The organism is Streptomyces lacaronensis (assembly GCF_047337785.1).
Lineage (GTDB): Bacteria > Actinomycetota > Actinomycetes > Streptomycetales > Streptomycetaceae > Streptomyces > Streptomyces lycopersici.
In genome coordinates this window covers 6,568,021-6,581,966 of sequence record NZ_JBLHDK010000003.1, presented here as the reverse complement: position 1 = coordinate 6,581,966, position 13,946 = coordinate 6,568,021, and the positions used below count along the sequence as shown (strand labels likewise).

Sequence of the window (13,946 nt, the reverse complement as noted above, 5' to 3'; positions counted from 1 at the left end):
ACACGCGGTGCGCACCTCGGCGTCGCCGGAAACAGCCGAGTGGAGCTGATGACATGAACGACATGAACGGCCTGCGCCTCCTGCCATGGCCCAGCCCGGAGGGCAAGCCCTGCTACCTGGCGACGGACGACAGCAACAGCCGGTTGAGCCGGAAAGCAGACGAGATCGAGGCGCTCCAACTCGCCATGGGCGCCCAACTGCTGGCCCATGCCGGCGCTCTGCTCGACGAGGACAACGCGACAAGTGGTGAACTCCGCTTTTTGGCCCGGCGGTTGGCCGAGGCGCTGACAGACGTGTTGCGCGTCGCAGAGAGCAGGGGTGGACGGCTCCTTGTCCATGGCGAGCGCGGCGCCGACGAGCGGAACCGAACCGATCAGTGACGGTAGTCATGGGGCCGGTTGGTGTATGTGTGACCAGTAGGGGCGGTCCAGGTGGTGGTGCCGGTCCGGGAGTCGCGCTTCACCGCCCAGCCGGGGTGGTGGGTCTTCATGCGGTGGTGGCGTCTGCACAGCGCCCCGAGGTTCTCCGGAACCGTCTGGCCGCCCGCCGCCGGGTCGTGGTGGTTGAACGGCTCGACATGGTCCAGGTCGCATCGCCGAGCGGGCATACGGCAGGTCGGGAAGGTGCAGTGGGCGTCGCGCGCGATGACATGACGCTCGGTTTCGGCGGTGGGTTTGTAGGTAGTGGGGTCGGTCTTGATCAGCATCCCCGTCTTCGGTTCGATGATCAGGCGGTGCCAGACCGTGCCCTTGGCGAAGGCGATCCTTCGGGCCTGCCCTGCGGTGATCGGGCCGTAGCCCTTGAGCTGGGCCGGGTCGTCGCTGTCGCCGATCAGGACGTCCAAGGGGACGGTGACCTGGACCACCGTCGCCGAGCGGCCGCCTGCGGTCGGCCTACTTGTGATCGGCCCACTTGTGATCGGCCTGTCCGGGGCCGACCCGCTCGGGGTTGACTCGCCCGAGGCCGGTTCGTCTGAAGCCCGCATACCTGAAGTCGCCGCACCCGGGTCAGTACGGTTGAGCACCAGGTCGACCAGGGCGTCCACCCGCTTCTGTTCCAGGTTGCGGCCCTCGTCGGGCAGGGTGGCGGCGTGGGCGTCCACAGCGGCGTTCATGGCGGCGGCCTGTTCGGCCGGGAGGGTGGCGCCCCAGAGCGCCATGCCGTCGTCCTTCGGGTAGTGGACCATCTGCCGCTCGCACTTACGTGCCTGATGGCGCTGCTCGGCCCCGTGCGGATCGGCTCGTAGGATCTCGCGGGCCAGAGCGCGGCGGGTCTGGCCGGTGGCCATGCCTGGCATCTTCTCCACCAAGGCGGCCTCGACCTGTCCCGCCACCTCCGGGTCCAGGACTGCGCATGCCTCAGTGACGGCTACCGCCTGCATGTAGCAGATCTCACCGCGCTCCAGCATCCCCAGCGTGGTGGGGTAGTGGCGGTCGAGCTCGCGGGCGACTTCCAGGCGCTTCGCGGCCGTCGTGCCGGACAGCTTCAGCGCACAGGCGACTTCCTCGCAGGTGAAGTTCCAGGCGGCTTCCGTATCGCGATCCCGTACTGCTGCCGGAAGCTCCGCCTCGGTGTCCGCTTCCAACGCGGCCAGGATCTGGGCCTGGTGCGCCTGGATCCACCCCGTATGACGCTCCAGGGCTCTCAGCGCGTCGATCCGGCCGGTGCGGGACAGCTTCTCCGCGTCCAGGACCGGCAGTACGGATGCGGTCTCCGGCCCCGGGGCCGCCGTTGCCAGATAGGCGGCCCATTCGTCCGGCGCGCCCGGGCCGTTCAGTTCGCTGGTCGTCTCCTCCGTCATGTCGATCACCCCCCAGTGATCTCCTTGCCCCGCCTCCCCCAGCGGGTTCACATCTCCATCCTTCCTCACTCAGCGTGACGAAACCAGATCAGAACCGTCAGTCCACACCATCGAGTGAACGTTCGAGAAGCGCACATCCCGATGTTCCGCGCAGGAATGCCGACGTCGTTCCACGACGTTGGCCTGGCATGCCCTCCTCCCCAGCGGATTCCGCTCGCTCCCGCATGCCCCTGGCGGTCTACGTCCTCGGACTGTCCGTCTTCGCGCTCGGTACCTCCGAGTTCATGCTGTCCGGGCTGCTGCAACCCGTCGCGCGGGACATGGGGGTGTCGATCCCCACGGCCGGGCTGCTGATATCGGCGTTCGCGATCGGGATGGTGGTCGGGGCGCCGGTGCTGGCGGCGGCCACGTTGCGGTTGCCGCGGCGGACGACGCTGCTGGCGCTGCTGGCGGTGTTCGGGCTCGGGCAGATCGCGGGGGCGGTGGCGCCGTCGTACGGGGTGCTGTTCGCGTCCCGGGTGGTGAGCGCGCTCGCGTGCGCCGGGTTCTGGGCCGTGGGCGCCGCGGTGGCGGTGTCGCTGGTGCCGGTGAACGCGCGGGCCAAGGCGATGGCGGTGATGGTCGGCGGGCTGAGCATCGCGAACATCGCCGGGGTCCCGGCCGGGGCGTTCCTCGGGCAACACGCGGGGTGGCGGGCCGCCTTCTGGGCGGTGGCCGGGCTGTCGGTGCTCGGGCTGGCCGGGGTCGTCGCGCTCGTACCGCGTACGGAGGTGCCGACCGGGGACGACCAGCCGCGGCTGCGGGCCGAGTTGCGTATCTACCGCGACCGGCAGGTGTGGCTGGCGCTGGCCGCCACCGCGCTGAGTGGTGGCGCGGTCTTCTGCCTGTTCTCCTACCTCGGGCCGCTGCTGACGGACGTGGCGGGGCTGGACGAGGGCTGGGTGCCGACCGTGCTCGCGCTGTTCGGGGTCGGCGCGCTGCTGGGTACGGTGATCGGCGGGCGGATCGCGGACGCGCATCTGTTCGGCACGATGTTCGGGGGCATCATCGCCTCGACGGTCGTGCTGAGCGCGCTGGCGCTGACCGCGCACAGCGCGGTCGCGGCCGTGAGCCTGGCGCTGATGCTCGGCTTCACCGCCTTCTTCACGGCGCCCGCGCTCAACGCCCGGATGTTCAACCTCGCCAACGCCGCGCCCACGCTCGCGGGCGCGACGAACACCTCCGCCTTCAACATCGGCAACACGGTGGGCCCGTGGCTCGGCGGCCTCGTCATCGACGCGGGTTGGGGCTACCCGGCCGTGGCCTGGACGGGCGCGGCCCTCGCCGGTACGGGCGCGGTGACGACGGTCGCCGCGATGCGGCTGCACCGGACGGCGGGCGCCTCGCGTGTCATCGCCGCGTCGGCGACGAGTTCCCCAGCGGGTACGGAAACGGCCCACGACCTGGCCTCCGACCCGTCGCGCAGCACGCGCTGAGAGACCCCACCTCGCTGCGCAGGTACGGCGACACCGCCCGCGCGGGGCACGCCCTCAGCCGCGCGGGGCACGCCCTCATCCGCTCGGGGCAGCACGAGCGGCGGCGAACACACCCGTTGTCGCCGCGCCGGGCGGCAGGTCAGCAGGGCGGCAGGTCGGGCAGTCGGCAGGGCGGCAAGGCGGCAGGTCGGGCAGGGCGGCAAGGCGGCAGGTCGGGCAGTCGGCAAGGCGGCCGAATGGCAGGGCGGGTCGCAGGCCCGTCCATCTCGGTCAGTCCACGTTCGCGGCCCGCTTGGGGCGGCGGAGGCCCGCGGCCTTGAGGCGGCGGAGGAGTTCCTTGCTGCCGACCTCCTCCGCGCCCGCCCGTACCGCCTCCGCGTACAGCTCGCTCGGCACGTCGTAGTGGTCGCGGTCGAAGCCTCGGCGCGGGGCGCCGATGCGGGCGGCGAAGGCGTGGAGTTCGGCGTAGGAGACATCGCTGACGAGATGGGACCACAGGCGACCGTGGCCCGGCCACGAGGGCGGGTCGATCAGGACAGCCATCAGAGGGTGGTACCCAGCGATCCCACGGGCGCCACCGCGACCGCCGTCTTGCCACAGACCCAGTGCGGGTCGGAGCCCAACTCGGGCTCCACGTCGAGGGCGTGGAGGTCGCCGCCCTGGGTGCAGACGGGGCACAGCGGCCAGCGGCCGTACCGTTCCAGCAGGGCGTCCTGGACGTCCTGGGCGACCAGACCGGCCACGTACGCGACGCCTTCCGGCCACTGCTCGACCCACCACCGCCGGTGCGCGATCGCGTCTTCGACCAGCGAGACGATGTCGGCGCGGGCGACCTCCCCCGCCGCGAGGTCGGCCAGGACGAGGGCGCGGGCCGCGTGCAGTGCCTGTTCGAGCTTCATGGGTCCCATTGTCACCTTTGCTTCCTCCCAGCGCCTGTTCGTTTCGTCCGCAGTCCTGGTCGGCCCGGGCTCGCCCCGCGGCCGCTCGCCGACCCGTCGCGTCGTCGTTCGGAGGGTTGACGAGCACCGTGGCCGGAAATAATTTTCGCAGTTGAGTAGCGACCTGAAGGAAACTTTCATGCCTCCTCCGCAGCCCGACGCCACACCGCCCGTCTCCCCCGTCTCCCCCGCCTCCTCCATCCCCTCCATCCCCTCCGTCCCACCCGCCCCGGCCGCCCTCGCCGCCAAGGTCCGCACGTTAGCTCCCTCCATGACCCGCTCCATGCACCGCGTCGCCGAAGCCGTGGCGGGCGATCCGGCCGGTTGCGCGGCGCTCACCGTCACCGGGCTCGCCGAGCGGACCGGCACCAGTGAGGCCACCGTGGTCCGCACCTCCCGGCTGCTCGGCTACCCCGGATACCGGGATCTGCGCCTCGCGCTCGCCGCGCTCGCCGCCCAGCAGGCCGCCGGCCGGGCCCCGGCCGTCACCGCGGACATCGCGGTGGACGATCCGATCGCCGACGTGGTCACCAAGCTGGCGCGGGAGGAGCAGCAGTGTCTGGCCGACACCGCCGCCGGGCTGGACACCAGCCAGGTCGAGGCGGCCGTCTCGGCGCTGGCCGCCGCCCGCCGGATCGATGTGTACGGGATCGGGGCGTCCAGCCTGGTCGGCCAGGACCTGGTCCAGAAGCTGCTGCGCATCGGGCTGATAGCCCACGCCCACGCCGATCCGCACCTTGCGGTCACCAACGCGGTCCAGCTGCACTCCGGCGACGTCGCCATCGCGATCACCCACTCCGGGCGTACGACGGACGTCATCGAACCGCTGCGGGTGGCCTTCGAGCACGGGGCGACCACCGTCGCGATCACGGGGCGGCCGAACGGCGAGGTCGCGCAGTACGCGGACCTGGTGCTCACCACCTCCACGGCCCGCGAGAGCGAGCTGCGCCCGGCGGCCATGTCCAGCCGGACCAGCCAGCTGCTGGTGGTGGACTGCCTGTTCATAGGGGTCGCCCAGCGGACGTACGAATCGGCCGCGCCCGCGCTCTCCGCGTCGTACGAGGCGCTCGCGCACCGCCACGATCCGCGTCCCGGGCACCGCTGAGCCCGGCCGGTCCCGCCCGACGGTCCTGGCTGCCGGTACCGCCCGGCGGACCGCCCGCCGGTCCTGCCTGCCGGTACCGCCCGGTCCCGCCCTCGCGCTCCGACCTCCGATACCGGTCACTGCTTCGCCCGGTGACTGCCCTTCCAAGTCACCGTCACCCCACCCCCACCCCCACCCCCACCCCCACCCTCACGCTGACGTACCGGAAAGAGCCGCTTCGCCATGACTACCGCCGACTCCGCACGGCTCCGCGCCCAGCTCGACACCCTGACCACCGAGGCGTTCCGCCCCGAACTCGCCGAGATCGACCGGCTCGAAACCCTTGAGATCGCCCAGATCATGAACGCGGAGGACGCCGCCGTCCCCACCGCCGTCGCCGGTCAGCTCCCCCGCATCGCCGCCGCCATCGACGCCATCGCCGTACGGATGTCCCGTGGCGGCCGCCTCCTCTATACGGGCGCGGGCACCGCCGGGCGGCTCGGGGTGCTCGACGCGAGCGAGTGCCCGCCCACCTTCAACACCCGTCCCGAGCAGGTCGTCGGGGTGATCGCGGGTGGCCCGGACGCCATGGTGACCTCGGTCGAGGGCGCGGAGGACAGCGCGGAGCTGGCCGCCCGGGACCTCGACCGGCTGGACATCGGGCCCGACGACACCGTGGTCGGCGTCTCGGCCTCCGGCCGCACCCCGTACGCCGTGGGCGCGGTCGAGCACGCCCGGCGGCGCGGCGCGCTCACCGTCGGGCTGTCCTGCAACGCCGGTTCGGCGCTCGCCGCCGCGGCCGACCACGGCATCGAGATCATCGTGGGGCCGGAGCTGCTCACCGGCTCGACCCGGCTGAAGTCGGGCACGGCCCAGAAGCTGGTGCTCAACATGATCTCGACCATCACCATGATCCGGCTGGGCAAGACCTTCGGGAACCTGATGGTCGACGTGCGCGCCTCCAACGACAAGCTGCGCGCCCGTTCACGGAGGATCGTCTTCCTGGCGACCGGCGCCTCCGACGAGCGGATCGAGAGCGCACTGGCGGCCACGGACGGCGAGGTGAAGAACGCGATCCTCACCATCCTGGGCGAGGTGGACGCCCCGACCGCCGAAAAGCTCCTCGCCGAGGCGCACGGCCATCTGCGCGCCGCCCTGGAGGCGGCCACGGGGTGAGCCCAGGGTGGGCCCGAGGGTGGGCCCCGCATCCGCGCAGGGCCCGCATCCGCGCAGGGTCTGGATACGCACAGGGTCTGGATACGCACGGAGCCCGGATACGCACGGAGCCCGGATACGCACGGCCCCCGATACGCCGTCGGGGCGGCACCCCTGGGAGAGGGTGCCGCCCCGACGTGTGGACGGTACGACCGACCGGCGAACGAACGCGCCGAGTCGATCAGAAGTCCATGTCACCGCCCGGCATGCCGCCCGGAGCGCCCGCCGGGGCGGCCTTCTCCGGCTTGTCGGCGATGACGGCCTCGGTGGTGAGGAACAGCGCGGCGATCGACGCGGCGTTCTGCAGCGCGGAGCGCGTGACCTTGGCCGGGTCGATGATGCCCTCGGCGATCAGGTCCACGTACTCACCGGTCGCGGCGTTGAGGCCGTGACCCGGGGTCAGGTTGCGCACCTTCTCGACCACGACGCCGCCCTCGAGACCGGCGTTGACCGCGATCTGCTTCAGCGGGGCCTCCAGGGCCAGGCGCACGGCCTGGGCACCGGTGGCCTCGTCGCCCTCGAGCTCCAGCTTCTCGAAGACCGAGACGGTCTGGAGCAGGGCCACGCCACCACCGGCGACGATGCCCTCCTCGACGGCGGCCTTGGCGTTGCGCACCGCGTCCTCGATGCGGTGCTTGCGCTCCTTGAGCTCGACCTCGGTGGCGGCACCGGCCTTGATGACGGCCACGCCGCCGGCCAGCTTCGCCAGGCGCTCCTGGAGCTTCTCGCGGTCGTAGTCCGAGTCCGAGGACTCGATCTCGGCGCGGATCTGGTTGACGCGGCCCTGCACCTGCTCGGTGTCGCCGGCGCCGTCCACGATCGTGGTCTCGTCCTTGGTGACCGTGACCTTGCGGGCACGGCCGAGCAGGTCGAGACCGGCGTTCTCCAGCTTGAGGCCGACCTCCTCGGAGATGACGGTGCCACCGGTAAGGATGGCGATGTCACCGAGCATGGCCTTACGGCGGTCACCGAAGCCCGGGGCCTTGACGGCGACGGACTTGAAGGTGCCACGGATCTTGTTGACGACCAGGGTCGCCAGGGCCTCGCCCTCGACGTCCTCGGCGATGATCAGCAGCGGCTTGCCCGACTGCATGACCTTCTCCAGCAGCGGGAGGAGGTCCTTCACGCTGCTGATCTTGGAGTTGACGATCAGGATGTACGGGTCGTCGAGCGACGCCTCCATACGCTCCATGTCCGTCGCGAAGTACGGGGAGATGTAGCCCTTGTCGAAGCGCATGCCCTCGGTGAGCTCGAGCTCGAGCCCGAAGGTCTGCGACTCCTCGACGGTGATGACACCTTCCTTGCCGACCTTGTCCATCGCCTCGGCGATGAGCTCGCCGATCTGGGTGTCGGCGGCGGAGATGGAGGCGGTGGAGGCGATCTGCTCCTTGGTCTCCACGTCCTTGGCCTGCTCGAGCAGCTGGGCGGAGACGGCCTCGACGGCCTTCTCGATACCGCGCTTGAGCGCCATCGGGTTGGCGCCCGCGGCGACGTTGCGGAGGCCTTCCTTGACCAGCGCCTGGGCCAGGACGGTCGCGGTCGTCGTGCCGTCACCGGCGACGTCGTCCGTCTTCTTCGCGACCTCCTTGACCAGCTCGGCGCCGATCTTCTCGTACGCGTCCTCGAGCTCGATCTCCTTGGCGATGGAAACACCATCGTTGGTGATCGTGGGGGCGCCCCACTTCTTCTCGAGGACGACGTTACGGCCCTTGGGGCCGAGGGTGACCTTGACGGCGTCGGCGAGCTGGTTCATCCCGCGCTCGAGGCCGCGCCGCGCCTCCTCGTCGAACGCGATGATTTTGGCCATGTGAAGTGGTCCTCCCAGAGACGGGGTGGATTGCTCCGGACCGCGCTGGCGCCCGCGACGGACGGCCTACCTGCCGCGCGGTTCCTTACCCCGCATGGCCTGGCGGGCCTCACCGACCCGGTCCTTCTGTCACTCTCAACGTCAGAGTGCTAACGCCAATGATTAGCACTCGGACCTATAGAGTGCAAGCGCCCGAAGGGCGTCCTTGGGGGGTGGTGGCCGGGTGACGGGTGGGCGCAAGCGCCCGAAGGGCGTCCTTGGGGGGTGGTGGCCGGGTGACGGGTGGGCGCAAGCGCCCGAAGGGGCGGTAGGGCATGGGGAGCCATGGCGCCAGGCATGCCGTAGGGTCCGTACCCTGCAGGCATGCCGAAGGGTCCGTACCCTGTTGGGGACACGGACCCTACGGACTTGTTCGTTTCAGCTGCGTCGCGTCGGCGCGTCAGCCTACGGCCACGCGGACCATGTCGGCCTGCGGGCCCTTCTGGCCCTGCGAGATCTCGAACTCGACCCGCTGGCCTTCCTCGAGGGTGCGGTACCCGTCCATCTGGATCGCGCTGTAGTGGACGAACACGTCCGCACCACCGTCGACCGCGATGAAGCCGTACCCCTTCTCCGCGTTGAACCACTTGACGGTGCCCTGAGCCATTCCTAACTCCCCTATTGCTGGCCCTTGCGCAGGACCGCACTCCGCGGACCCGGGTCAGACCTCACCCCCCGGATGTGGGGGGTGTGCGCCGGAACGCGTCGACCGCCGCTGAATGTATCCGTCCCAACGCCCTCTGCAACAGGTCAATCGGACGAGAATTCTGGGCACGGTCGAACGGTTAAAAGTGAGAAATTACGTGAAGTTCGGGCAAGCCGGGCCGGACATAAGGAACCAACCCGACAATTCGCGCTCACACTTTACGCACAACTTGACGAGTTCTCATATGTGGCTCCGACCCCGGAGCCGTCGGGGAATCCGGGCAACTGTATCGCGATTCCACAGACGGAATCGCCCCGTCCGGTTGTCCCCGGACGGGGCGATGCCAAAGGTGAGGAGGGGTGAGCGGGTGGACGCGGAGTCAGCAGCCGCCCGCGACCGCCGGGATGATCGAGATCCCGGCGCCGTCCGGGGTCGCCGTGGCCAGGCCGTCGGCGAAGCGGACGTCGTCGTCGTTGACGTAGACGTTCACGAAGCGGCGGAGCTTGCCGGTGTCGTCCAGGACGCGGGCCGAGATGCCCGCGTGGTTCTTCTCCAAGTCCGCCAGGACCTCGGCCAGGGTCGCGCCCACGGCGGAGACCTCGGCCTGGCCGCCGGTGTAGGTGCGCAGGATGGTCGGGATTCGGACGTTGACGCTCATGCGAGTCCAGCCTCTCGGAACGAGTCAAGGGTGGGGCGGATGATGGCGGAGGGACCCGTGGTGGGGGCCACCGCGTCGAGGGTCTTGAGGCCGTCGCCGGTGTTGAGCACGACGGTCGTCAGGGACGGGTCGAGCAGACCGTCCTCGATCAGCTTCTTGGTCACGCCGACGGTCACGCCGCCCGCGGTCTCCGCGAAGATCCCCTCGGTGCGGGCCAGCAGCTTGATGGCGTCGACGATCTGCTCGTCGTTCACGTCCTCCACCGCGCCGCCCGTACGGCGGGCGATGTCCAGGACGTACGGGCCGTCCGCGGGGTTGCCGATGGCCAGCGACTTGGCGATGGTCCGCGGCTTCTGCGGCCGGACGACGTCATGGCCCGCCTTGAAGGCGACGGAGACCGGGGAGCAGCCCTCGGCCTGGGCGCCGAAGATCTTGTAGGGCCTGTCCTCGACCAGCCCGATCGCGACCAGCTCCTTCAGCCCCTTGTCGATCTTGGTGAGCTGAGAGCCGGAGGCGATCGGGACGACGATCTGGTCCGGCAGCCGCCAGCCGAGCTGCTCGCAGATCTCGTACGCCAGGGTCTTGGAGCCCTCGCCGTAGTACGGCCGCAGATTGACGTTGACGAAGCCCCAGCCCTCGCCCGCCGGGTCGCCGATCAGCTCGCTGCAGAAGCGGTTGACGTCGTCGTAGTTGCCCTCGATGCCGACCAGCTCGCCGCCGTAGACCGCGGCCATGACGACCTTGCCCGCCTCCAGGTCGTGCGGGATGAAGACGCAGGAGCGGAAGCCCGCGCGGGCGGCCGCGGCGCCCACCGCACCGGCGAGGTTGCCAGTGGAGGAGCAGGAGAGGGTGGTGAAGCCGAAGGTGCGGGCGGCCTGGACGGCGATGGCGACGACCCGGTCCTTGAAGGAGTGGGTCGGGTTCCCGGAGTCGTCCTTGATGTGCAGCTCACCGGTGACGCCGAGCTCACGGGCGAGGTGGTCGGCCTTGACCAGCTTGGTGAAGCCGGGGTTCAGGCTCGGCAGATCCGCCACGTCCGCCGGGACGGGCAGCAGCGGGGCGTAGCGCCAGATGCTGTTCGGGCCGGCCTCGATCCGCCGGCGCAGCCCCTCCGGGTCGTCGGCCGGAAGCTCGTACGCGACCTCGAGGGGCCCGAAACAGGACTCGCACGCGAAGATCGGACCCAGCTCGAACCGCTCACCGCACTCCCGGCAGGACAATGCGACGGCGGGGCCGAAGGCACCGGAGGCGGAGGAAGTGGTTGAGCTTTCTACTGACTGCACAGCCATGGATGGCGAGGCCCTTTCTCCTCATCTTCCTCGCGACGCATTTCGCCACGAGACGGAATTGGCACCTTCCCGAGCTGGGAGCCTCGCTGCGGAATGCGAGATCAGCTGGAGGGTTGCCGGGGCTTCAACGGGCCGTTCCCTCTGCCCCTCTGGATGAGCGGTATGGCGCCGGGCGGGCCCGGGGCGTTTGTCGGCACGGGCTTCGCCGATACGTCGGTACCTCGGTAAACACCGAGGTCGACCCCGACATACGACGGCCATGTGCGTTGTTCAAGACTGTAACCGAAGGCCCGGATGGTTGAGCTAGCCGTCCGATGCGCGAGATGGATCACAGCGATCACAGCAGGGGAGACACACAGGTGCTGGATGAGGTGGAGCGCTGGCTGAAGCGTCGCTCCTGGTCTGCCGACGACCGTCCGCTGGATCGCCTGCTGGCCGCGAAGCGGGCCGCGGCGACGACGGTGAGCGTGGTCCTGCCCGCCCTGAACGAGGAGGCCACGGTCGGCGAGATCGCCGACACGATCCGGCGTGAGCTGATGGGCGAGGCGACGCCGCTGGTGGACGAGCTGGTGGTGGTGGACTCCGATTCCACGGACCGCACCGCCGAGGTCGCCGCGGCGGCGGGCGCCACCGTCGTCCCCCGCGACTCGCTGCTGCCCCGGCTGCCCGCGCTGCCCGGCAAGGGCGAGGTGCTGTGGCGGTCCCTGCTCGCCACGAGCGGCGACATCGTCTGCTTCATCGACGCCGACCTACGGGAATTCGAACCGCGCTTTGTCTCGGGGATCGTCGGTCCGCTGCTGACCGACCCCACGCTGGAGCTGGTCAAGGGCATGTACGACCGCCCGCTCGGCGAGGTGGCGGGCCAGGGCGGCCGGGTCACCGAGCTGGTCGCCCGCCCGCTGCTGAATCTGCACTGGCCCCAGTTGGCCGGATTCGTCCAGCCGCTGGGCGGGGAGTACGCGGCGCGCCGCTCGCTGCTGGAGCGGCTGCCCTTCCCGGTCGGCTACGGCGTCGAGCTCGGGCTGCTGGTCGACGCGCTGCACACGGTGGGGCTCGACGCGCTCGGCCAGGTGGACATCGGGGTACGCAAACACCGCCACCAGGACGGGCAGGCGCTCGGCCGGATGGCGGCCGCGATCTACCGAACCGCACAGCTGCGGCTGGCCCGGGGCCACTTGGTGCGGCCGCGGCTGACCCAGTTCGACCGGGGCGAGAACGGCTTCGAGCCGCGCACCACGGCCGTGGACACCGAGGAGCGGCCGCCGATGATCGAGATCCCGGAGTACACGGCGCGGCGCGCGGCGTGACGCCGGGCCGCGGCTCGGCGCCTCCGGAGGGGCAGCGCCTTGGCGGTTAGGGACGGATAGCGCGTTGGCGGTTACGTGGCCGGAACCGGAATAGCACCTACGGGGCAAGAAACCGTACGTACGTTTGCGCGGGGCCGCGCCTGGCTAGGCTCGCGACATGGCAGTTCCGCGCACCGCCCCGATCCTGGTCGCGTCCAACCGCGGCCCGGTCTCGTACACCCTGGGCGAGGACGGCTCGCTCACCGCCCGGCGCGGCGGTGGCGGGCTGGTCTCCGGGCTCAGCGCGATCGGCCCCGAGTCGGGCGGGGTGTGGGTGTGCGCGGCGCTCGGCGAGGGCGACCGCGAGGCGGCTCGGCGGGCCGGGGACAGCCATCTGAACCCCGGTGACACCGGCGGCCAGCAGGTGCGGATGCTCGACATCGCGCCGGACGTCTTCGCCGCCGCGTACAACGGTGTCGCCAATTCGGTGTTGTGGTTCATCCACCACCTGCTCTACCAGACCCCGGTCGAGCCGGTCTTCGACGCGGAGTTCGCCGAGCAGTGGGCGGCCTACGAGAGCTATAACGCTGCCTTCGCGGACGCGCTCGCCCAGGAGGCGGTGGACGAGGCCGTCGTCCTGGTGCAGGACTACCACCTGGCGCTGGTGCCCGCGATGCTCCGCGAGCGCCGCCCCGATCTGCGGATCGGTCACTTCTCCCACACCCCGTGGGCCCCGCCGGACTACTACCGGCTGCTGCCCGACGAGGTCGCGGGCGGCGTGCTGCGCGGCATCCTCGGCGGCGACCGCGCCGCGTTCCTCACCGAGCGCTGGGCCACCGCCTTCGCCGACTGCTGCGCGGCGGTGCTGGGCGCGGAGATCGTCCGGGACGGTGGCGGCGACGGGGACGGTGGCGGCGGCGGTATGGCGACGGCCGTCCGCTTCGAGGGCCGGGAGACCCGGCTGGGCGTCCACGGCCTGGGCGCGGACGCGGACTTCCTGCGGGAGCGGTCGCGCCAGGCCGATGTGGACGAACGGCTGAGCAGTCTGCGGGCGCAGATCGGGCCGGGCCGGAAGTCGATCGTCCGGGTGGACCGTACCGAGCTGTCCAAGAACATCGTGCGCGGGCTGCTGGCCTATCGGCGGCTGCTGGAGACCCGCCCCGAGTGGCGCGAGCGCGTGGTGCATGTCGCCTTCGCCTACCCCTCGCGCCAGGACCTCGCGGTCTACCGCGACTACACCGAGCGGGTGCGACGGATCGCGGACGAGATCAACGAGGAGTACGGCACGGAGGGCTGGACCCCGGTCGCCCTGCATGTGAAGGACGACTTCGCCCGGTCCCTCGCGGCCTACCGGCTGGCGGACGTGGCACTGGTCAACCCCATCCGGGACGGGATGAACCTGGTGGCCAAGGAGGTCCCGGTGGTCTCCGAGCGGGGCTGCGCGCTGGTGCTGTCCCGGGAGGCCGGCGCGTACGCCGAGCTGGGCGAGGACGCGCTGGTGGTGAACCCGTACGACGTGGAGGGCACGGCCCGCGCGCTGCACGAGGCCCTGCGCATGAGCGACGGCGAGCGCGCGGACCGCACGAAGCGACTCGCCGCCGCGGCGACCGCGCTACCGCCACAGGCATGGTTCCTGGCGCAGCTGCGGGCGCTGTAGACCGGCACTGTCCGGGTTCGGGTGGGTAGCGGCCACTGTCCGGGTTGGGTA

General features: G+C 70.8%; 13 protein-coding genes and 1 riboswitch. Of the genes, 6 read left to right on the top strand and 7 right to left on the bottom strand.

Annotation, left to right across the window (positions count from 1 at the left end; translation table 11 throughout):
* The first annotated feature begins 53 nt into the window (after positions 1–53).
* Positions 54–380, top strand: coding sequence for a hypothetical protein (locus ACMTAK_RS28655; protein WP_413808843.1), 327 nt, complete (start codon positions 54–56; stop codon positions 378–380).
* Here ACMTAK_RS28655 and ACMTAK_RS28650 read toward each other — a convergent pair.
* Complete coding sequence (locus tag ACMTAK_RS28650) at positions 374–1,801, bottom strand: HNH endonuclease signature motif containing protein (protein ID WP_413813017.1); 1,428 nt, start codon at positions 1,799–1,801, stop codon at positions 374–376. The genes ACMTAK_RS28655 and ACMTAK_RS28650 overlap by 7 nt on opposite strands.
* Before the next feature lie 224 nt (positions 1,802–2,025).
* Between ACMTAK_RS28650 and ACMTAK_RS28645 the strand changes: the two genes are divergently transcribed.
* On the top strand, positions 2,026–3,276 hold the full coding sequence (locus ACMTAK_RS28645) for a Cmx/CmrA family chloramphenicol efflux MFS transporter (RefSeq protein ID WP_413808842.1): 1,251 nt from the start codon (positions 2,026–2,028) through the stop codon (positions 3,274–3,276).
* 270 nt (positions 3,277–3,546) lie between these two features.
* Here ACMTAK_RS28645 and ACMTAK_RS28640 read toward each other — a convergent pair whose 3' ends face one another.
* Positions 3,547–3,819 (bottom strand): DUF4031 domain-containing protein, encoded by a 273-nt coding sequence (locus ACMTAK_RS28640; RefSeq protein WP_307110297.1) that lies wholly within the window; start codon positions 3,817–3,819, stop codon positions 3,547–3,549.
* Positions 3,819–4,175, bottom strand: a complete 357-nt coding sequence (locus ACMTAK_RS28635) for a hypothetical protein (RefSeq protein ID WP_413808841.1) — start codon at positions 4,173–4,175, stop codon at positions 3,819–3,821. Before ACMTAK_RS28635 ends, ACMTAK_RS28640 begins: the two co-directional genes overlap by 1 nt.
* 178 nt (positions 4,176–4,353) lie before the next feature.
* Here ACMTAK_RS28635 and ACMTAK_RS28630 point away from each other — a divergent pair, with 178 nt between their 5' ends.
* Positions 4,354–5,319: a MurR/RpiR family transcriptional regulator gene (locus ACMTAK_RS28630; RefSeq protein WP_413808840.1), complete on the top strand. Its 966-nt coding sequence runs from the start codon at positions 4,354–4,356 to the stop codon at positions 5,317–5,319.
* Positions 5,320–5,541: 222 nt separating this feature from the next.
* Positions 5,542–6,474 (top strand): N-acetylmuramic acid 6-phosphate etherase, encoded by a 933-nt coding sequence (murQ, locus tag ACMTAK_RS28625; protein WP_413808839.1) that lies wholly within the window; start codon positions 5,542–5,544, stop codon positions 6,472–6,474.
* Positions 6,475–6,694: 220 nt separating this feature from the next.
* Here murQ and groL read toward each other — a convergent pair whose 3' ends face one another.
* The 4 genes from groL to thrC all read right to left on the bottom strand — a co-directional run bounded on the left by groL (position 6,695) and on the right by thrC (position 10,952).
* A complete protein-coding gene (gene groL, locus ACMTAK_RS28620; RefSeq protein ID WP_413808838.1) occupies positions 6,695–8,320 on the bottom strand; it encodes a chaperonin GroEL in 1,626 nt (541 codons plus the stop codon).
* A 439-nt stretch (positions 8,321–8,759) separates the two neighbouring features.
* Positions 8,760–8,966 (bottom strand): cold-shock protein, encoded by a 207-nt coding sequence (locus ACMTAK_RS28615; protein WP_009716982.1) that lies wholly within the window; start codon positions 8,964–8,966, stop codon positions 8,760–8,762.
* Between the two features lie 418 nt (positions 8,967–9,384).
* Positions 9,385–9,663 carry a MoaD/ThiS family protein gene (locus ACMTAK_RS28610; RefSeq protein ID WP_413808837.1) on the bottom strand — a complete coding sequence of 93 codons (279 nt, stop codon included), beginning with the start codon at positions 9,661–9,663 and terminating at the stop codon, positions 9,385–9,387.
* Positions 9,660–10,952: a threonine synthase gene (gene thrC, locus ACMTAK_RS28605; protein ID WP_413808836.1), complete on the bottom strand. Its 1,293-nt coding sequence runs from the start codon at positions 10,950–10,952 to the stop codon at positions 9,660–9,662. The genes ACMTAK_RS28610 and thrC overlap by 4 nt, the downstream gene beginning before the upstream one ends.
* 18 nt (positions 10,953–10,970) lie before the next feature.
* Positions 10,971–11,112: riboswitch (SAM riboswitch) on the bottom strand.
* Between the two features lie 199 nt (positions 11,113–11,311).
* Here thrC and ACMTAK_RS28600 point away from each other — a divergent pair.
* Together ACMTAK_RS28600 and ACMTAK_RS28595 are read left to right on the top strand one after the other, a co-directional pair.
* Positions 11,312–12,259 carry a glucosyl-3-phosphoglycerate synthase gene (locus tag ACMTAK_RS28600; protein ID WP_413813016.1) on the top strand — a complete coding sequence of 316 codons (948 nt, stop codon included), beginning with the start codon at positions 11,312–11,314 and terminating at the stop codon, positions 12,257–12,259.
* Positions 12,260–12,416: 157 nt separating this feature from the next.
* Positions 12,417–13,895 carry an alpha,alpha-trehalose-phosphate synthase (UDP-forming) gene (locus tag ACMTAK_RS28595; RefSeq protein ID WP_413808835.1) on the top strand — a complete coding sequence of 493 codons (1,479 nt, stop codon included), beginning with the start codon at positions 12,417–12,419 and terminating at the stop codon, positions 13,893–13,895.
* Positions 13,896–13,946 lie beyond the last annotated feature (51 nt).